The sequence below is a fragment of the Streptomyces sp. MGP-P1 genome, from assembly GCF_057766565.1.
The window spans coordinates 252279-271637 of record NZ_JBYMEM010000001.1; the positions used below are offsets into that span (position 1 = coordinate 252279).

18 protein-coding genes are annotated in these 19359 nt (G+C 71.2%); 9 read left to right on the top strand and 9 right to left on the bottom strand.

What is annotated here, in order from left to right:
• The first annotated feature begins 5 nt into the window (after positions 1-5).
• Positions 6-869: an LLM class flavin-dependent oxidoreductase gene (locus AC3CH1_RS01060; RefSeq protein ID WP_488461094.1), complete on the top strand. Its 864-nt coding sequence runs from the start codon at positions 6-8 to the stop codon at positions 867-869.
• 627 nt (positions 870-1496) lie between these two features.
• A complete protein-coding gene (locus AC3CH1_RS01065; RefSeq protein WP_488461095.1) occupies positions 1497-1688 on the top strand; it encodes a hypothetical protein in 192 nt (63 codons plus the stop codon).
• A gap of 11 nt (positions 1689-1699) precedes the next feature.
• On the opposite strand, the gene AC3CH1_RS01070 is transcribed toward AC3CH1_RS01065, so the two are convergent.
• From AC3CH1_RS01070 to AC3CH1_RS01090, 5 genes are all read right to left on the bottom strand, one after another.
• Entirely contained in the window at positions 1700-2902 is a 1203-nt protein-coding gene (locus tag AC3CH1_RS01070) for an MFS transporter (protein WP_488461096.1), read from the bottom strand.
• A gap of 719 nt (positions 2903-3621) precedes the next feature.
• Positions 3622-4464, bottom strand: coding sequence for a hypothetical protein (locus AC3CH1_RS01075; protein WP_488461097.1), 843 nt, complete (start codon positions 4462-4464; stop codon positions 3622-3624).
• Entirely contained in the window at positions 4461-6350 is a 1890-nt protein-coding gene (locus AC3CH1_RS01080; RefSeq protein WP_488461098.1) for a GMC oxidoreductase, read from the bottom strand. The genes AC3CH1_RS01075 and AC3CH1_RS01080 overlap by 4 nt, the downstream gene beginning before the upstream one ends.
• Positions 6347-6730 (bottom strand): hypothetical protein, encoded by a 384-nt coding sequence (locus tag AC3CH1_RS01085; RefSeq protein WP_488461099.1) that lies wholly within the window; start codon positions 6728-6730, stop codon positions 6347-6349. Before AC3CH1_RS01085 ends, AC3CH1_RS01080 begins: the two co-directional genes overlap by 4 nt.
• 451 nt (positions 6731-7181) lie before the next feature.
• A protein-coding gene (locus AC3CH1_RS01090; protein WP_488460925.1) for an IS5 family transposase occupies positions 7182-7990 on the bottom strand; the annotation gives its coding sequence in 2 pieces (ribosomal slippage) (positions 7182-7642 and positions 7642-7990; 810 coding nt in all).
• A gap of 104 nt (positions 7991-8094) precedes the next feature.
• Between AC3CH1_RS01090 and AC3CH1_RS01095 the strand changes: the two genes are divergently transcribed.
• From AC3CH1_RS01095 to AC3CH1_RS01110, 4 genes are all read left to right on the top strand, one after another.
• Positions 8095-9102 carry a hypothetical protein gene (locus AC3CH1_RS01095; RefSeq protein WP_488461100.1) on the top strand — a complete coding sequence of 336 codons (1008 nt, stop codon included), beginning with the start codon at positions 8095-8097 and terminating at the stop codon, positions 9100-9102.
• 539 nt (positions 9103-9641) lie between these two features.
• Positions 9642-10001, top strand: a complete 360-nt coding sequence (locus tag AC3CH1_RS01100; RefSeq protein WP_488461101.1) for a hypothetical protein — start codon at positions 9642-9644, stop codon at positions 9999-10001.
• A 288-nt stretch (positions 10002-10289) separates the two neighbouring features.
• Complete coding sequence (locus AC3CH1_RS01105) at positions 10290-11561, top strand: hypothetical protein (RefSeq protein WP_488461102.1); 1272 nt, start codon at positions 10290-10292, stop codon at positions 11559-11561.
• Positions 11562-12162: 601 nt separating this feature from the next.
• Positions 12163-13377 (top strand): S8 family peptidase, encoded by a 1215-nt coding sequence (locus tag AC3CH1_RS01110; protein WP_488461103.1) that lies wholly within the window; start codon positions 12163-12165, stop codon positions 13375-13377.
• Positions 13378-13606: 229 nt separating this feature from the next.
• Here AC3CH1_RS01110 and AC3CH1_RS01115 read toward each other — a convergent pair whose 3' ends face one another.
• The 3 genes from AC3CH1_RS01115 to AC3CH1_RS01125 all read right to left on the bottom strand — a co-directional run bounded on the left by AC3CH1_RS01115 (position 13607) and on the right by AC3CH1_RS01125 (position 15712).
• Entirely contained in the window at positions 13607-14116 is a 510-nt protein-coding gene (locus AC3CH1_RS01115; protein WP_488461104.1) for an SRPBCC family protein, read from the bottom strand.
• The gene (locus AC3CH1_RS01120) at positions 14113-14490 is read right to left on the bottom strand and encodes an ArsR/SmtB family transcription factor (RefSeq protein ID WP_488461105.1); all 378 of its coding nucleotides are present in this window, start codon (positions 14488-14490) and stop codon (positions 14113-14115) included. Before AC3CH1_RS01120 ends, AC3CH1_RS01115 begins: the two co-directional genes overlap by 4 nt.
• A 1075-nt stretch (positions 14491-15565) precedes the next feature.
• Positions 15566-15712: a hypothetical protein gene (locus tag AC3CH1_RS01125; RefSeq protein WP_488461106.1), complete on the bottom strand. Its 147-nt coding sequence runs from the start codon at positions 15710-15712 to the stop codon at positions 15566-15568.
• A gap of 286 nt (positions 15713-15998) precedes the next feature.
• Here AC3CH1_RS01125 and AC3CH1_RS01130 point away from each other — a divergent pair, with 286 nt between their 5' ends.
• The 3 genes from AC3CH1_RS01130 to AC3CH1_RS01140 all read left to right on the top strand — a co-directional run bounded on the left by AC3CH1_RS01130 (position 15999) and on the right by AC3CH1_RS01140 (position 18821).
• A complete protein-coding gene (locus tag AC3CH1_RS01130) occupies positions 15999-16583 on the top strand; it encodes a TetR/AcrR family transcriptional regulator (protein ID WP_488461107.1) in 585 nt (194 codons plus the stop codon).
• A 99-nt stretch (positions 16584-16682) separates the two neighbouring features.
• On the top strand, positions 16683-18035 hold the full coding sequence (locus AC3CH1_RS01135; protein ID WP_488461108.1) for an MFS transporter: 1353 nt from the start codon (positions 16683-16685) through the stop codon (positions 18033-18035).
• Positions 18036-18062: 27 nt separating this feature from the next.
• Positions 18063-18821: an SDR family NAD(P)-dependent oxidoreductase gene (locus tag AC3CH1_RS01140; protein WP_488461109.1), complete on the top strand. Its 759-nt coding sequence runs from the start codon at positions 18063-18065 to the stop codon at positions 18819-18821.
• 195 nt (positions 18822-19016) lie between these two features.
• Here AC3CH1_RS01140 and AC3CH1_RS01145 read toward each other — a convergent pair whose 3' ends face one another.
• On the bottom strand, positions 19017-19355 hold the full coding sequence (locus AC3CH1_RS01145) for a thioredoxin family protein (protein WP_488461110.1): 339 nt from the start codon (positions 19353-19355) through the stop codon (positions 19017-19019).
• Positions 19356-19359: the final 4 nt, after the last annotated feature.

The following is a 19359-nucleotide window of genomic DNA, read 5'->3' on the forward strand; positions in this document are numbered from 1 at the left end:
AGATCATGTCGCTTCACTTCGGGTTCTGCTTCGGCACCGCGCTGCGCAGCCATGTCACCCAGGACGAGCTGTGGCCGCTCCTCGAGACGGTGGAGCGGTGCCAGTACGACTCGTTCTGGTTCTACAACAACAACGGGGACGCCATGCCCCCGGCGCTCGAGCTGGCGAAGGAGGTGGCCCACAGGACGTCGTCCCTGCGGTTCGGCCCGCACGCGCTGGTGGCCCCGGGCCTGCTGGAGAAGACCGCGCTCGCCCGTGAGCTGTCCGGGCTGCACCAGATCTCCGGGGGGAGGTTCATCGCCCAGCTGGGCATCGGCGGAGCTCGGGAGTTACTGATGGACGATCAGCGCGGGGCCGCGGCCGAACTGGAGCACATCCTGCGCGAAATCGCCACCGACCCCACCGGAGCCCCCCGGCCGTTCCCGGTCTGGCTGGGCGGAAACCGGGACCGGACGGTGAAGCGGGTAGCCGCTCTGGCCGACGGCTGGGTGCCGGCGTTCATCACCCCCGCCGAGTACCGCCGCCGCGTCGGCGTCCTGCGCGGGGAACTGGACCGGCTGGGACGACGGACGTCCGTCACCCTGGCCGTCCAGGTGCTCTACCTGCCGCCGTCCATCGACACCCCCAGGGCCCGCGCCGAACTGGACGCCGAGGTCGCCGCCCACAGACCTGGAGCCACCCTCGGGGACTTGTACGCCATCGGCGGATACCAGGCCGTGCGGGCCAGGGTGGCCGAGTTCGCGGAGACGGGCGTCGAACATGTCATTCTCGTGCCCGCCCGCCCGGTGCTGGACTGGGAGGCCGAGATCGTCGCCCTCAAGGACGAAGTGATCGACCGTTTCCGGAATGCTCCGGCCACCCGCCCTTGACCCACGGCGCAGCCATCGCCGGGACCTTCCACGAGGAGGAACTTACGAGCGACGCGCATGTTGTCAACGGACACTGGCTACAGCGCGCCCGGCGTGACGTGGCCGCCGCAGCAGCCTCCGGCGCCCCGGCCCGGCACGCCCCGCCCCGGCTCGGGCACGCTGAGCCTGCACTTCCTACCCGCTTACGACACCCCCGCCCTGCTGCCCCAGCGCGAAGTGTTACGCGCGGCCGGCACAGCCGCCCACACGGCAGGTGCGCGTAGAGGTTTACACGCTCGGTGAGGCCGGGTGCGTGCACCTCGGCCCGGGGTCGGCCCGAGTTCGCCGTCCGTGACCAGGTTGGTTTCCGGTGATCATCACCGCGTGTCTCCGGCCGTCCAGCCGTGCCGCGTACATGAGTTCGCGGACCGCGAGGGGCAGACCGGAAGCCGGCATGCCGGCGTCCGCCAAGAACCGTGGCGCGCTGACGGAGCCGTAGCACCCCAGCCAGCGGGGGGCGTGGTTCAGGGCGGTCTTGGGCGTCTTGCGGAGTGAGGGCGTGGCGCAGGACGCCGCGGGTGTCCGCCCGGACCGGGTCCGGTCCCGGAGCTCGGCGAAGGGTTTTCACTGACATCGGGTCACCTCACGTTGGGGACGGGTACTCCACGACCCCACCAGCGTCGCCCCGGCCGGTATCGGCTGCTCGACTCCACCCCCGACCACGCCGCCAGGCTGGAAGCCGTCACCCGGGCCCGCCGGGCACTGACCGGATCGGTCGAGGTGCACCGCGTGCTCACCTTCGACCCGGCCCCGGACCACCCCCGTTGGAGCACGGTGTGACCGGCGGGACCTCAGCCCGCTCCGGGCACCGCCGCCTCCACAGCGGCCCTACGCCCCGGCGCCCGCAGGACGGTGAGCGCGGCCAGTGCGGCCGAGGCCATGGCGAGCAGGCCGGTGAGGGGCAGCGGAAGCAGGGACAGAGCCAAGGAGCCGAGACCGAAGCCCAGACCCTGCGCCGTGTTGATGAGGGCGAACCCCTCCGACCGTCGGTGCTCGGGCAGGATCGCCTCGGCGAGCAGCGAGTTCATGTTGATCAGAGGGCCAAGGCAGACACCGGCGAGTACGGTCCCGGCTATGACGACGGGCCAGGAGTGGCCCAGACACACCACGAGGGCGGCCCCCGAACCGTAGAGGAGGAGCAGGGCCGCGACCGTGCGCGGCGTTCCCTTCCGGTCGAGGCGCAGGAAGATGAACCCGCCCAGGGTGCTGGCCACACAGAGCACACCGACGATCAACGTGGCGGCGGCGGTTCCGCCGCCCAGCCGTTGCGCGATCGGGAGCATGGCCACCTCGATCCCGCTCGCCACGTGCCCCACGGCGAAGGCGCAGGCGATCCAGCCGAGCAGCGGCAGCAGGAGGGCGCCGCTCCTGGCCGGCCGTACCGCCGGCTTCGCCTCCCTCGTACCCGCGGAGTACACCAGCGGTGCCGCGAGTACGGAAGCGACAGCCATCGCCGCGACCGGCCCAAGGGCGGACAGCGTGGCCAGCAGGCCCACCAGCAGTGGACCGCCGACGATGACCACGTCGACCATCATGGTGTTGACCGCGACGGCCCGGGTCAGCAGCGCGGGCCCGACGATGTCCGTGAGCAGGGCCCGCAGTCCGCCGAGCAGGCCGCCCCCCAGGCAGCCGATGAGAGCCGCCAGGGCGAGGCAGACTGCGGAAGGCGCCCGCTGCCACAGCGCGAACAGCACCGTCAGACAGGCCAGTCCGCGCAGGACGAGCAGGACCCGCAGGGCGAGGACCGGGCCGAAGCGGTCCAGCATCCGGCCCACCGGTACGGCGCACATCACTTCGGCCACCACGATCGTGGCGACGATGGCGGCGCCCAGCTCGTATGTCCCGGCCAGGGCGACGCTGAGTGAGGTGAAGGCCAGGGGTGCCATGGCGATGGGGAGTCTGGTCAGCTGTGCGCTCGCCGACCAACGCCAGTAGCCGCGGTGCCGGGCCAGGCCCGGTCTGGTGGCCCGGGGGGACTGAGGGGGCGCAGCCACGTCGGATCCTCCGTCGTCCGGTGTTCCTCGGTCCCGTCACGTTGCCAGTCGGCACCGTCGCTCCGCTATCGGTATCCCGTGGGACGTGCCGTACGGGCGCCGCCGGGTAAATGGCCGAAGTCCGCCCTGTACGGCCCCGGTACCGCCCCGGTATCCAGGGGTCTCCTCGAGGCTTGAACGTGCTCTGCCAGCACGCCATTTGCTCCGAACCGGAGGTCTCACAGCTCACGGCTTCCGAGTACTGGGGCCTGTGGAGGTTCGCGGCCCTCGGGAACACTGATTGTGCATTCGTCGCGTCAGCGCATCATGGGGGGAGCATGAGCCAGCCGTAGGTTCGCTCGACCGCCCACCGCTTCGGGATCGGGGTGAAGCGCTGTCGCGACCACCCCCGTCGGTGTGATGGTGGGAGTGTGATCAGCAGGAGAACGCAGGACCGACGCTGAACCTTTTCCCTCCTGGTCAGGTGGCGAGTTCGAGTGCGACGGCGGCACGGACGACGGCGGTGATCCGTGTGGTGCTGCTGCGGAGCTTCCGCAGGAGCCGCCGGCCTTCGCTGCCACCGCGCCTCGGCCACCTGCTTGACGACCGGGTGGCCCTCGGGCACGGGCAGGCAGCGGCGTCCTGCCCCTTACCCGGCATCGCTTCCACGGCGACCGGAGCTACGCCCATCCGCGGCCAGGTCCGGGAACCGCCCGTCGGCCCGAGCGCCGACGGGCCTGTCATCCGAGGTAGTAGGGGCGGTTGTGCGCGGCGACGGGGGGTGACTGGAAAGTCCACGCTCCGGCAGCGGGTGTGCCGCGGACCAGACGCAGGAGGTCCTGGCCGACGTCACCAGCCGGGTCGTGCACGGTGAGCTGGGAGCATGCGGACGCCGGGCCGCTGAGGTCGTACCAGCGGTAGGGCTGGTAGACGTTCATCGGGCCGGCGAGTGCGGCGCCCGTGGAGTCGGTGCCGTACCCGGTGATCGGCGTGTTGTTCGCCGGAACGGACGTGAGTCGGCTCAGGTGGGCGCTGAAGGAGAACAGCTTGGTTTCCAGACGGGCGATACCGCCGTCGGCCGTGGCCTCGGCGGCGTGGCAGCGAATGCTCCAGGTGTCGCCGGCCGGGCCGTTGAGCGAGGGCATCTCCGCCTCGAACCAACCGGGATACTTGGGTTCCGCATACAGAGTGCGTCCGGCGTCGATGGCCAGGGCGTTGTCGCACAGCACGTGGATACGCGCGATGCCGAGCAGCTTGGTCTGGTCGTGACCTTGGGCGTACTGCTCATAGCTCACCTGGGGGATCCGCCGCGCCGCCGCCGTCGGGTGGGCGACGATGTTGACTTCGATCTCCTGGGTGATGCCCCCGCCGAACTGGTACTGCGCGAAATACAGTTGGTAGTTCAGCGAGACCAGGCACTGGCCGTCGAAGTCCGCCGCGGTCAGGGCCGGATGGTGTTTCGCCAGTACCTCGCGCACCGGATCAGGGCCGACGAGGTAGTCCAGACCGATGTTGTGCAGCGCCCCGTAGTGGAAGGGCAGCTGGTAGGGCGCCGCGACGGGCGGCAGGGGCAGTGGGCTCACGAGGCGGCTCCGAAGGCGCGGTTGGCGGTCACGGTGATGGGCCGGTCGCGTTCGGCCAGGTCGGCTTCGATCCGCTCGGCGCTCCGCAGGGCGAGTGCGGCCATGGTCAGGGTCGGGTTGGAGGTGGCCACCGACGGCATGCTGCCGCAGCCGACCGCGTAGAGGCCAGGGTGGTCCCAGCAGCGCTGCCACTGGTCGACGACCGATGTGGTCGGACCGGCTCCCATGATGTGGGTGCCGGCGGCGTGGCCCGCGCCCCGGTAGCCGTACGTCCGGCCCCGGTGTTCGAACCGGCCGGGCCAGTTGGCGGCATCGAAAGCGGTGTGGTCCTCGGCGCCCAGAAGCGTGAAGATCTGGTCGGAGACCGCCTTGGCCGCCGCGATGCCTTCCTTCACGTGCGTGGACAGGCCGTAGGTCACCACGGGGCGCGGCAGACCGAGCCGGTCACAGTGACGGGGGTCGAGAGTCACCCGGTTGGCGGGGTCGGCACTCTGCTCCATCTCGAACTGGAGCGTGAACTGCCGTCCGATGCGGTCGGCCACCGCTTGTCGCAGCTCGCGGCCCCGCAGCCCGGGTCGGTGAGGTCCCGCCGCACGCATCAGCTCGACGACGTCCGTGTCGACGGAGCCTTTCGCCCACACCCAGCCCCAGTTGCCGATCTCGATGCGGAACGGAGCGCGCAGACGGCGGGCCGGACCGGCCCGGAACCCTTCGAGGCCGGAGGTGGAACCCGGCCCTCGGTAGGGGGTTACCAGCTCGGGAAGGAGGCCCCAGGTCAGTAGGACAGGATGGTCCATCAGGTTCCGCCCGACCTGTCCGCTGCTGTTGCCGAGGCCGGACAGAAGCAGCAGCTTTGCGTTCTCGATGGCGTGTGCTGCCAGCACCACCACGTCCGCGTGCACCGTCCGGCGGACGGCCCCGGCCTGTGGACTCCGCTGGACTCCGCCGGTCTGCGGATAGGTCAGGTACTCGACTCCGGTGGCGCGGCCCGCCGGGTCGACGAGGATCAGGCTGACCACGGCCCGGTCCTGGAGTGTGACCGACGGGGCCCAGCGGGCCTGCGTCTTGAGGGGGGTGTACTTGGCATGGGAGGGGCAGTGGGGGATGCAGGACGCACTGCCTACGCAACGGCTGCCCGGCTCGGGACGCCCGTGCGCACCGACGGGCTCGAAGCCGGCGTCGCCGTCGTAGCGAGGATCGGGGACGCCGTTACGTCCCTGTGGGGTGCCCGTCACCCGCAGCTCCACCAGTTCCTCGACGCCGGGCTCCTTGACCCGGCGGCCGTCCAGACGCGCTGCCATCACGGTGTCGACGCGGCTGGGAGGCAGGCCCCGCATGGGGAAGACGTAGCCCTCGGGGAACGGCAGTCCCACTGCGCCGCGCTGCTCGTCGATGTCCGCCGACACCCCGATCGCGAACTCCGCTGCGCGGTAGTACGGCTCGAGGTCCGCGTAGGTGAGCGGCCAGCTGCGGCCGTAGCCGAACGTCTCGGTGTCGAAGTCCTCGGGCAGCATGCGTGGGGTGAGCCCGGTCCAGATGTTGCCGGTGCCGCCGTTGACGCGCACGTATCCGCTGGCGTAGGGGAGTGTGCCTCGCTGGACGAGGTATCCCTCGGAGCGGTATCCGCCATGGTCCGTGCCGGTCAGGTCACTGACCTCGGGCCACGGGATCGCCTCGTGCGGTGGGTGGGGCGAGCCGGGCACCTTGGCCGACGCTGCCAGGAAGCGTTCTCCGGCCTCTCGATGGCCCTGCTCCGGGTCGACCGCGCGGGCGCCGGCCTCCAGCACGAGGACACGGCGGCCCTGGTCGCCCAGATGCCGGGCCACGAGCGAGCCCGCGACACCACCGCCGACCACGATCACGTCGTACCGGCCCTCTTCCGTCATCGCCGCCGCCCGGCTCCCGCACCGGCGGCCTCTGCCGGCTCGGCCCAGCTTCCGAAACCCGGCGCGGAGGTGCCCGGGGCGCGCCCACCGATGGCCCGCCACACCAGGGCGCCCGCGTAGGCCCGAGATGACACCAGGAACGGCCCGCCGCCCCCTGCCGGCCCCTGCCAACTGCCCGTGTACCAAAGGCGGATGAGAGCCTCCGCCACCGTTACGAGCTCCTCGTCGCGCGCGTCGGGCGTCGCGGCCAGCCGCCGATAGGTCTCGGCGCCGACCTGCTCCAGCACTACGGCCAGGAGTTCCGGCGCCAGGTCGTCCTCGCGCAGTTCCTCGACGTCGAAGCCGGTGAGACGGCTGGAGAGCCCGAGGAACTCTTCCACCCCGCAGCCTTCGTTGCGTCCCTTCGCGCTTCCGCCGCCTGAACTCACCGCGCTCCCTTCGTCGACGCCGTTCCCGCGACGGCGGCCATCGGCCCGTCACGGCGATCAGCCCTGCCCTGGCGGGGAGCCGGCCATGCGCACCCTCCACCCTGCGGCCGGAACTCTCCTGCCATTGACCGGAATCATGATCTCTCCGGCAAAAGGAAGCCTGTGGCTGTCAGGGCCAGTCCGTCGGTCGGCTGTCCCCTTCGTCGTGCGAGCGCCGCCATGATGGGCCTGGAGCACGTAGTCGGTGCCCACGAAGGCTGCTGGCGGCCAAGGGGTATGGGGAAGCAGATCACTCGGCGGACGGCCGACGTAGGGTGCCCGGTCCGAAAGGGGACTCACGGCTTCCCTCACGAGGTCTGGAAGCGACTCGAACTCCAAATGGCCCCTGACCTAAGACGCCATCTCATTTGGTGAGTCTGCGGTAGCAGATGAGGGTGCAGGCGATGCTGGTGAAGGCTAGGAAGTGGTCGGCTTTGCGTTCGTAGCGTCGGTGGAGGCGGCGGCAGCCGGCGAGCCAGGCCATGGTGCGCTCCACGGTCCAGCGATGGCGGCCCAGCCGTTGCGAGGACTCGACTCCCTTGCGGGCGATGCGGTGGGTGATGCCGCGTTCGCGTAACCATTGCCGCAGGTGGGCGTAGTCGTAGCCCTTGTCGGCGTGGAGTTTGGCGGGCTTGCGCCGTCGCCGGCCGCGGCGCGAGCGGATTGGCGGGATGCCCTTCACGAGGGGGATCAGGGCCTGGCTGTCGTGCAGGTTGGCGCCGGAGATGCCGACGGATATGGGCAGACCCGACCTTTCCGTGATCAGGTGGATTTTCGAGCCGTACTTGCCCCGGTCGACAGGATTCGGACCTGTCAGGTCCCCCTTTTCAGGGCTCGCATGTTCACCGAGTCGATCGCGCACCGCGACCAGTCCAGCTCGCCGCGGGCACCCAGTTCGTCGAGGACCAGGCGGTGGAGCTTGGCCCACACCCTGGCCTTCGACCACTCCGAGAACCGCCGGTGGGCGGTCGCGCCGGACGGGCCGAACGACGCCGAAGGCAGCTGCTGCCAGGTACAACCCGATGTCGCCACGAAGACGATCGCCGCCAGCACTTCCCGGTCGCCGTGCCGGCGCCGGCCACCGCCCTGCGGCCGCGACGGCGCCTCCGGCACCACCCGCTGGAACAACTCCCACAACTCGTCCGGCACCAACCGCTCAACGATCCCCACCATGACTCACAGAATACCGAGTCGCCCAAATGAGATGGCTTCTAAGGCTGTTCATCTTCGGAGGGACCGCCGCTCGAGTGAGTTGGATCTTGCGTTAGCGTCCCCCCATGACTACGCGAAGGTGGGCCGCCGCGCCCGCAGCTCTCTTAGGTTTCGTCGGCTTCGTCACGGCCGCCCACGCGACCACCCCGTCCACCGCCTCCCCCGTCGGCTCTGCCACACCTGCTTCGTCCGCCGCCTCCGACTGGCAGCGCGTCGGTGCCGGCATGACCGGTGGCGTCAGCGGTCTGGCCGTGATCGAAAACGGTGCGGCCCCCGGGGCTCCGTTCGATCTCGTGATGGTCCGGGACAGCAAGAACCCGGGCGAGAACCGAATAGCCACCGTGCGGTACCACCCCGCCAACCGGCCGGTCGTGCGGGAGTTGCCCTGGAGCGGCATGGAGGTGCCGAAGGACTTGGAGGCGGTCGATTCGGTGCCTGGACAGTCGGGTGACTTCGTGGCGTTCTCCAGCGACGGCACGGCGTACCACCTCACCCTCGACCCGAACGCGGCGATGGTGTGGGGCAGTTCCACCGTCCCCGGGCGGGCGGCCGGCGACAACTACGAGAGCTTCGCGCTGACCCGTCAGCAGGGCCGGACCATCGCCGTCTGGGCGACGAGGGGTTCGAGCGAGGGCCGGCCGGCGAAGGTGCGGGCCGCCGAGTACGACCCGAACAGCGGAGTGTTCGGCCCGGCGGTCGGCCCGGTGGACTTCAGCGTGCCCGATCCGCTGCCCGTGGACGGACAGGAAGTGCGGCACGCCAGCGACATGAAGGTGCACGCCGACGGGACCGTACTGCTGACCGCGGCATCCGACCCGAACATCAACTCCGGACCGTTCGCCTCGGCCGTGTACCGCGCGGGGACGGTGACCGTCGGCGCCCCGGGCACGATCAGTGTGCATCTGAAGTCAAAGGCGCAGCTCACGCCGATCGCGACCTTCGACAAGGACGTGGACAACCGCAAGATCGAGGCGGTGGCCTGCCGGAGCAACAGTGGGACCGGGCTCGTGGGCACGGATGACGAGGAGCAGGGCGGCTCGCTGCTGCCGCTCGACATCTGCCCCAGTCCGTAGTCCTCCTTACGACGTGTCGTTGCCTGGTTCGCGGCACGAAACCGGGCGGCTCGCTGTGACCGGCTGTAGCGGACCGGTGGCGGACCACAACCCCGACTCACCGCCCGGACCCCGCGCCCCGACTGACGCGATCTAACTTCTTCATCGACTGCTCGATGAGGCGATTGGCTTGCTCACGGGCCCGTCCAGGAACTTGGCGTAGTGGCGGATGAGAACCCCGACGCTCTGGCCCGCGCGGCCAGGACATGCGGCCGGGTCCACGTCGGAAGGCGACCAGAACGAGACCCCGGCGTGCCGGAGGTCGTAGGGCCGCTCGGCCGGGCCGGAGGCGTGTTCCGTGCGGTCAGGGCGGGCTTCCGCGCCCGCGCACGTCTGCGGCGGAACGGGCCTGCACGAGTGGCTGGTGCTGTGGTGGGCGGTGGTGGGCGGAGTACGCCGCCGTCAGCTGCGCGCGGGACGGCTGGGTAAGCACGAGGTGGTGCTCGGTCTGAGTAATCCACCTCATGCTCGGGCGGCATGGAACTGGCGAGGATCAGGGCATGGATCCCCGCGCATACGACGCTCTCTACCGACCGGCCCGGCTCACTCCTCCACCCCGGCGCACCGCTGTGGTGCTCCTTGGCACTGGGCTGTGGGTGCTCACGATGATGTCCCTCGCCTGGCTCGGTTTCGTGGTCGGGATGACGACGCTGTGGGGCGCGGCGGAGGGTGTGCCCATGGGGGGCTTCCTCCTGCGCTGCTTCGCCGGCCTTCTCGGTGGTGCGGCCGTGCTCGTCGCGGTCCGCCTGGCGCCGGGGGTGAAGCGTATGTCCGCTGACACACGCAGCCTCCTGCTGGCGGTCCTGGCCTGCCCGGTCCCCCTGGTCCTGGCGATCGCCATGTGGTTCTACGCGGCGTGACCGATCTTCGGCCGTGCGACCTCCCACTCGGCGAGCGTTGTGTCCCGGTCGCCTCCTGGGGCAGCCCCACCAGGCCCCGGCCACGGCGAGCAGCCTCCGGGACGACTGCGCCCCATGAGCGCAGGAGGAGCTGGCCAGACGCATCACGCCGACAGGTCTGCGGCGGCCGAAGGGGCGTCCGGCGCCGGCGTAGCGGGTAGCCGCCGGGGGCGACTTGGGTGCCGGGTGCAACCCGAGCGGCGGGCCGGCGCACTTACCGGGCGAGACCGTCTTCCGGAAGGAACCCGTATGCGGACCGCCCGTACCCGCCGCTCGCTGCTCAAGGCCGCTGCCGCCGCCGTACTCTCCACCGCCCTGCTCGCGTCACTGTCGCTGCCCGCGTCCGCGCAGACGCCGAACGCCGATGCTCCGGCCCGCTGGACGGCCCAGACGCTGCCGTTCACCGACGCCAACCTCACGGACGCCATGGGCGTGGGGCAGGGGCGCACCCTGGCCGCCGGATTTGCCGTGCAGAGGGAGGGCAAGGTGCACCGGTTCCGCCCGGTGGTGGCCGAACGGGTGTCGGCCGGGGGCACGTGGCGGCCCGTGGCGGCGGCCTCGGAGGCGGCGGGGACCGTCAACAGCCGGGTCAACGCGATCGACGCGGCCGGGCCGGACGACGTCTGGCTGGTGGGCGACGACGCCTCCGCGCTCGACGGGCAGATCTTCACCCAGCACTACGACGGTACGCGGTGGAGCGTCGTCCCTGCCGAGCTGCCGGCCAAGGGTGAGGCGGGATCACTGCTGGACGTCGACACGGGTGCGGACGGCGCCTGGGCCGTGGGCTTCGCGCAGATCGAGGTATCACGCACCTGGAACGAGGAAAAGGGTGGCTGGATCACCGAGTCCCGGAGCGCCGGGATCGCCAGGCACTACGACGGCACCGCGTGGCGCGACGTACCGCTTCCCGAGCTCGGGGGCGACTACTGGTACCTGAACTCGGTGCGGGCGGTCTCGGCCGACGACGTCTGGGCGGCCGGATACGACGGGAACACCGGTGGCCCGCTCCTCATGCGTTACGACGGCACGTCCTGGAGCCAGGTCTCGGCCGCCGGTGTGACGGACCGGCCCGGCCACGCCCAGGGTCTCGCCGTCACCCCGACGGGCGAGGTGTGGCTGGTCGCCGAGGACTGGGCCCCGGCCGACGGGACGACCCGGGCGCTGGTGGCCCGTCACGACGGGACGCGGTGGCGCACGGTCGAGGTGCCGGACGTCCATGCCCGGCCCTTCGGCGTGACGGCCGTGCGCGGCGGCGGTATCGCCGTGGTCGGCCAGACACTCGGCGAGCGACGCGATGCGCTGGCCTGGCAGTGGACGCCGACGCGGGCGGGGCTCGCCGACGGCTCGGGGGCGGGCCGCTGGACGATGCTCGACCTGCCGCAGCCCACGACCACGGGCCCGTCCGAGAACTCGGCGAGCACGGTCGTCAGCGACGGGGCCGGTCTGACCGTCCTCGGCACCTCCGTCGTCCCCGGCTTCGAGCCGCAGCCGTTCGCGGCACTCCGGCGAAGCGGACGCTGACCCGGCCTGCGGGGCGGGGCGCGCGGGCGGTCAGGCCCTTCCGGCCGCGTCCGCCGCCGCGGGCCCCGGCCCGCCGCATCCGCCGTCGACTTCGCCGAGGCGACCAGGCGGGACGGGGCGCCCCGTCCCCGGTGCAGCCGCGGCGACAAGAACACCGGCACCAGCACCGTCATCGTGGCCCCGCCCACGCCCACGCCCACGCCCACGCCGTCGCCGGGGTCGGACTCGGCCGGCTGACGAGCGGTGGCGACTCCTCCCCGTGTGACGGCGCCACGGCTTCCGGGACGTGACCGACGCCCACGCGGGCGCGCTCGGCGCCCGCCAGGTCGCCGCCGTACCCGGCTCGGCCAACGCGGACGACAGTGCCTCGCGCCCGGCGGTCGGTTCGGGCGCTGTGGATACCGTGCGACAGCCTCATTGCGTTGCGTGTAGCGGAAGTTGACGGAGGGTCAATTCTGTGGCACGTGTATGACATCACCTCGTCCTTGCTTGCTCGCCCGGAACACGCGGCGGCATCGTCGGATGCGGCGCACGGAACTCCGTACGCCGCATCCCCCGACGCGTGCACCTCCGACGCGTCACTGTTCGAGGAGATCTCTTCATGACAGCAGTGCGCACTACCAAGCGACGCATCGCCGGGGCCGTGGCCGCGGCCACCACACTGGCACTCGCCGTCGGCGCGGGTGCGGCCTTACCGGCGCAGGCGGCTCCCGCACCCGAGGGCAGCGTCCTGCACGCCGGTGCGGCCGGGGCGATTCCCGGCAGCTACATCGTCACCCTGAAGGAGACGGCGGGTATCCATGCGTCCGCGGCTCAGGGCAAGAAGCTCATAGCGGGTTACGGCGGCCGGATCGAGCGCACCTACACATCGGCGTTGAACGGTTACGCCGCCCGGCTCAGCAGCACCGAGGCCAAGCGGCTCGCCGCCGACCCGGCGGTCGCCTCGGTCGAGCAGAACCAGAGAGTCCACTCGACCGCCACCCAGACCAACGCGCCCTGGGGCCTCGACCGGATCGACCAGCCGAACCTGCCGCTGAACGGCACGTTCACCTACCCGGACTCGGCCGGTGTCAACACCACCGTCTACGTTCTGGACACCGGCGTGCGTATCACGCACCAGGACATCGTCGGCCGGGCGTCGAACGGCTACGACTTCGTCGACAACGACAACGTCGCCCAGGACGGCAACGGCCACGGCACCCACGTCGCCACGACCGCCGCCGGAACCGTCTACGGCGTGGCCAAGAAGGCCAAGATCGTCGCCGTCCGGGTCCTCAACAACAGCGGTTCCGGCACCACCGCCGGAGTCATCGCGGGTGTCGACTGGATCACCGCCAACCATGTCGCCTCCTCCGTCGCCAACGTCTCGCTCGGCGGCGGCCCCAGCACCACCTTGGACAACGCGGTGCGCCGGTCGATCGCGTCCGGAGTGACGTATTCGATCGCGGCCGGCAATTCCAACGCGCCCGCCTCCGGCTTCTCGCCCGCCCGGGTGGAGACCGCGCTCACCGTCGGCGCCACGACCAGGACCGACGCCCGGGCCACCTACTCCAACCACGGCCCCCTCGTGGACCTCTTCGCACCGGGGTCCGACATCACGGCCGGCTGGGCGACCTCGGACACCGCCACCTACACCGGCAACGGGACGTCCTTCGCCGCCCCGCACGTCGCCGGCGCGGCCGCTGTCTACCTGACGAACCACCCGGGCTCCTCTCCGGCAGCCGTGGGCACGGCCATCGTGAACGGCGCGACCTCCAACGTCCTCACCGGCGTCGGAACGGGCTCCCCGAACAAGCTGCTGAGGCTCGTCCCGTAACCGCGGAAGCGACTTGACGCGGCAATCGACGGCCGGGCACGGACACGGCGACCTCCGCGTGTCCGTGCCTGGCCCGAGCCGTTCGGCGCCCGCGAGGCGGCGGCAGAGCCGAGGGCTCCGCCCGGGCGGTCCTCGATTCTGCGGAGATCGCCGCCCGGGAACCGCGCAGCGCGTCCTGACGCTCGCCCCGCCCGTTCAGTCACCCGCGTACTCGGCCTCGTCGTCCGGTTCAGCTGAACATGTCGAGGTAGTGCTGTTCGTGGACCGGGTGGTAGGCGCCGAAGTCGACGGATGCCGGGTCGCCGCCGGTCTCGGCGACGACGAGCCGGTCGAGGTAGTAGTCCCAGCCGGGGCCGACCCCGCCCGCCATCGCTGGGTCGTCGCCGACGGACTGGGTGAAGGTGAGCGTGGTGGTGCCCTCGTGCTCGACGAGCGTGAGAGTCATGTGCCAGATGAGTTCCTGGCCGGGCACCTGCGACGTGAGGGCCAGACGCTGGGGGGCCCGGCACTCCTGGATGGTGAGGAGTTCGGGCTTCTGCTCGTCGCCTTCGTAGAGCATCCGGAAGTCGACCGAGCCGGTCGACGGGTCGCCGGTCCATTCGCCGATCCATCGGGCCAGACGGTCCGGCTCGGTGACCGCCGCCCAGACGTCCCTGATGCCGGCCCGGAAAGTGCGGTCGAAGGCAATGCTGTCCAGGCCGTCGACGCTCACGCGACGCCCGGTGGGGGTGCTGGTCATGCTGATTCCTCCTGGGAGCTTGCGGTGCCGGGAGCGGCGTCGGTGCCGGCCCGACGGTCATGGACGGTTCTGCGGACCTCCAGGTCGAGGGCGTCGAAGGCCTTCTCGGGAATCGGCGGGCGGCGCCCGACGAGCTCGTCGAGCAGAGCGCGTACCGGGGCGAGGCCCGGGCAGGCGAGCGCGTAGTGGCGCTCGCGACCGCGGTCCTCGACGGTGGCCAGCCCCGCTTCGGTGAGCACGCGCAGATGTTTGCTCACCGCGGGCCGACTGATCGGATGCCGCGCCGCGAGGTCGACCACTCGGGCCGGACCGGAGGCAAGTGTGCGCAGCAGGTCACGGCGGATGGGATCAGCCAGGGCGATGAACGGGTCCACCCCCTATTGGTAACCCATAGGTTACCAATAGGCAAGCCCCCCGGGTCGCCCTGGTAGAAACACGGGCGTCCAGTCGGCGGGAATGGACCAGAACGGAGGCCACACGGTCCGGGTCGACAGCATGACCAGGGACACCCCCCGGGGGGCGGGGAGCGATTTTCCTGACCTGCGGCTTTACGGCGGGAAAGCGGGATTCTCGAGCACGTGCATCGAATCCGGCATACCGACCGCCACCCCTCCCCTGCCTCGACGACAAGGCTGCCCCAGCACCCGGCGACCGGTTCCGGTCTCGCCAGGTAATCAGCACGCGTGCTGGATCGGATCACCCGCCGGGCTACCCGGACTACCCGCCGAGGACCCCGCCGTCGCCGAAGCGAGCCGTACAACCGCCGCGTCCTGAAACGAGCCTGGAAGGGACGGCGAGGGCTCGGATGCCGGTACGGAACCGGCGGTCGGCGAACTGGTCGCTCGAAGCAGCCGTCCGGTCGCCGAAAAAGGCCCACAGCAACGTCGTGCGCCAGCTGCACGATTCACGATTAGGGATACCGAAAGGCCGCCGAGCTGCGGGGGACCTGACGGAGGGAGGCGTTGGTGCGGGCCGCGGTCACCGATGGCGGTCGGCGGGTGTCCCGACACCTCGCGGACCAGAACCGGCAGGGGTTGATCGTCACCCTGCCCCATCGGCCAGGTCTCACGGTCGCGGACACAGCCGTCCTCGCGGAACTGACCGGCCTGGGCGCGGTCCCGTGCGGAACGGACACCGCGGAGGACGGCCGCAGGATGTGGGCGGTACTCGACCTGCAGAACGTGTCAATCCATGCGGCTCCCACTCCCCGGGGCGGGGAGGATGCCGTGAGCAGGCCTGCGGCAACGCCGGCGAGGGAACGCGGAGACGGGGCGACGTGCAGCTGACCCGTCGGCCGTCCAGTCCGTGTGCGCCACGTGACCCTCCTCCAAAACGACGGATGCCGGGGTAACGCTCGACTCCAGAGCCCGAAGCCCCTCGCCCCTACCTCCGATGAGCGAGGTCAGCGAGGTCGACAAGCACTTCCGGCCATCCGTCGAAGCGCCGACGTCACCGGCGTCCGCGCAGTCGGCCGAACAGGCTGCGAGCCTGGGCGCGCTTGCGCGGGTCGGCCGCGGCACGCCGGGCCGTAGCGATGGTCCGCCGCCCTTGGGGGCTGCGGGTGAACTGCGTGAGACGGGCGATCAGTCCGGCCATGATTCCTCCTGAAGGGGTATGCGATCCGCGTACCCCGCTATGAGGCGATCATGTCCGGGCGTCGCAGGCAGCCCGTTGCCGCACCGAGCGGAAGCCGCCGTTCCCGGCCGCGACTCGGGGCCGTCCCCACTCGGTCGGCGTTGCCCCGTGAGGAGCGGGCAGAACGTTGCCCCGTGAGGAGCGGGCAGAAACGGTGGCGCCGCTCCGGTCAGCGTTCGCTCCGATTCGCAGGCCTGACACGCTCGATTATTGACCGAGCGGTCCAGATAAGACTAGGGTCTTCGATGTGGCCAGGACCAAGGAATTCGATCCGGACGCCGCGCTGCAGTCAGCCCTTGAGCTGTTCTGGCGGCGCGGTTACGAAGCGACGTCGGTGACAGATCTCGTCGAGCACCTCGGCATCGGCCGCGCCAGCATCTACGCGACCTTCGGCAGCAAGCACGAGCTGTACCTGAAGGCCATGGACCGGTACGCCGAGATGCGCGACCCGCTCCTCATGTCCGAGCTGTCCCAGCCGGGCCCCGCACTGCCTGCGGTGCGGAGGCTGGTGCGCCGCTTCGCCGAGGAAGCCGCCTCTCCGGAAGGGCGGCTGAACGGCTGCTTCGTCACCAACACCGCGGCCGAGCTGGCCCCGCACGACCCCGCGGCGGCCCGCCGGGTCGAGATCAGCTGGGAGCACATCGAGACCCTGCTGCACTCCGCGCTCGTGCGGGCCCAGGCCCAGGAAGAGCTCCCCGAGGGCCGTGAACCGCGAGCGTTGGCCCACCTGCTGCTCGTCCTGCTGCAGGGCGTACGCATCGTCGGCAAGGCGTCGAACGATCCCGCCCGGGTGCGGGACGCGGCCGAACAGGCGCTGTCCCTGCTGGACTGAATCACGCCGCAGCACACCCGGCATCACACCCGGCGGAGCCGTCACGCCGCTTCCGCGCGTCCAAATAATGGACCGACCGGTCAAATACCAGGGGGACGTATGACCGCCACCGCCACGGGCACCGCGCGCGGCACCGCCACACAGCACAGGTGCGCCTTCGTCCTTCTCGGCGCCATCCAGGCCACGCTGATCTTCACGCTCACCGCGATCGCCGTACCGCTGCCCCGCGTTGCTCGCGAACTCGACCTCGAGCGCGCCGACGTGATCCTGCTCAGCACCGCCTACGGACTGACCTTCGCCGGGTTGTTGCTCTTCGGTGGACGCCTCGCCGACCGTTACGGCGGGCGGCGCGCCCTCGTCGCGGGCCTTGTCCTCTTCGCCGTCGCGTCGGCCGCCGCCCCGCTCGCCCCCGGTATCGAGGCACTGCTCGCGGCGCGCTTCACCCAGGGCGCGGGTGCGGCCCTCGTCGCGCCGGCCGCCATGTCCGTGCTGCGCGTCGTCTTCCCCTCCCCCGCCGCGTACGGCAGGGCGATGGCCACCTGGGGCGGCCTCTCGGTGCTCGGCGCGACGGCGGGCAATCTGCTCTCCGGCGTCATCTCGGCGCTGCTGTCCTGGCGTTGGACCTTCGCGGTACCCGTCCTGGTGGCGATCGCAGCCCTCGCCCTCACACCCCGGCTGCTGCCGGACACCGCACCGAACCGGGGCAGGAGTCTCGACCTGCCCGGTGCTCTGCTCGCCACCGCCGGTATCACTCTCGCCAGTTACGGGCTCGTCGTCACCGACATCCGCCCCGGTTCGTCGGCCGGCGTGCTCGTGCCGCTGCTCGGCGGGACCGCGCTGCTGGCCGCGTTCTGGTACGCCGAGCGCCGGGTCCGCGATCCCCTGCTGCCCCCCGGCTTCCTGTCCGACCGGCGGCGGGGCCTGGCCCTTGCGGCCGTCGCGCTGAGCTCCTGCGCGACCGCGATGACCTTCGTGGTTCTCTCGCTCCACCTCCAGCAGGAGCGCGACTGGTCACCATTGCAGACCTCGGCCGCCTTCGTGCCGTTCGCCGTCGCACTGCTCGCGTCGGGCCGGGCGGCGGGACCGCTCATCGGCCGGTACGGAGCCCGACCCGTCACGGCCGCCGGGCTGGGCACGGGCGCGGCCGGGCTCGTCCTCCTCGCCCTCACCGGGTTCGGCGCGCACACCTCGTACGCGTACGGGCTGCTGCCGGGCCTTGTGCTGCTGGCGGCGGGCACCGCGGCCTCCTTCGCCGGAGCCTCCGTGCTCGCCACCGAAGGGGTACCGCGGCAGCAGACCGGTCTCGCGGGCGGCGTGCTGAACACCGCGATGGAATGCGGCCCGACCGTCCTCTTCGCCGTCCTGCTCACACTCGGCAGCGACCCCTGGTCCCTGGCCGCGGCGGGGGCCTCCCTCGCCGTCGCGGCCCTCCTGAGCCACCGCACCAAGTAATCCATCACTCACTAAGGAGTCAACGAAATGAACCGCTTCACCGGCAAGACCGTCCTCGTCACCGGCGCGGGCTCCGGCCTCGGCCGCGCTGTCGCGCTCGCCTTCGCCGCCGAGGGCGCGTCCGTGGTCGCAGCGGGACGCACCGCGGCCTCCCTGGACGAGACGGTCGCCCTCATCGAGGCAGCCGGCGGCACAGCCGCCGCCGTCACCGCCGATGTCACCGACTCCGGACGGCTCCAGGATCTCGTTCGGGAGAGCGTCGCCCGCTTCGGCGGACTGGACGTCGCGGTCAACAACGCCGGGATATTCCGGGGCGCGGTCCCCGTCGGCGAGGTGAACGAGGAGGACTGGGACGCGGTGCTGCGGACCAATGTCACCGGCGTCTGGCTGGCCATGAAGCACGAGATCGCCCACATGAAGGAGAACGGCGGCGGCACCATCGTCAACATCTCCTCCAATCTGGGCGCACACCTGCGGATCCCTAACGCCGCCGCGTACATCACCTCCAAGGCAGCGGTCTCCGCGCTGACCCGCGCCGCCGCTCTCGACCACATCCACCAGGGCATCCGCATCAACGCCGTCAGCCCCGGCGCCTCCGCCGCTCCCATGTCGCTGCGCCCCGGCGAGTCCGAGGCCGACCGTGCCGAGCGAGTGAAGACGGAGAACCCGCTCGGCCGGGTCGCGGAGGCCGAGGAAGTGGCGGCCGCGGTGCTCTACCTCGCCTCGCCCGCTGCCGGCTCGGTCGTCGGCACCGACCTGGTCATCGACAGCGGATCGTCGGCCTGACGCCCCCTACCGGAGACTGAGCAGGCCGCTGCGGGACGGCCGGGATCCGCGGAGTCCGGCACCCGGCCCGCGCTCCGCTCCCCCACGCATCGGCCGGCCCGGGTCTCCCCGACGGTGTCGGCGTGGAGGCTCGGACGACGCGGCTTCCATGGACGGGACGTGACGTGCTCCGCGGCCATGTGCCGCAGCGGCAGCTCAGAGGTGACCGTCCAGGAACTGCCGTACCTCGGCGACGGTCATGGGCCCCGTGCCGTGCGCCACCGGCTCCCCCTCCTTCAGCAGGACGTAGGCCGGGGCTCCGGTGACCCCGTATCTCTCGGTTGCCGCCGGACAACGTGTGATGTCTGTGCGGACGACCGCCAGGCGCCCCGCGCAGTCGTCGGCGATGCCCACCACGACGAGGTCCATCGCCCGGCAGGGCTCAATCGCTTTGGGCCATGTCCCGGTGAAGTACGCGAGGACCGGAACCGCGCTCATCCCGAGGATGAAATCGAACTCCGCGTCCTCGCGGGGGCGGTGAACCCGATGTGCCATGGAA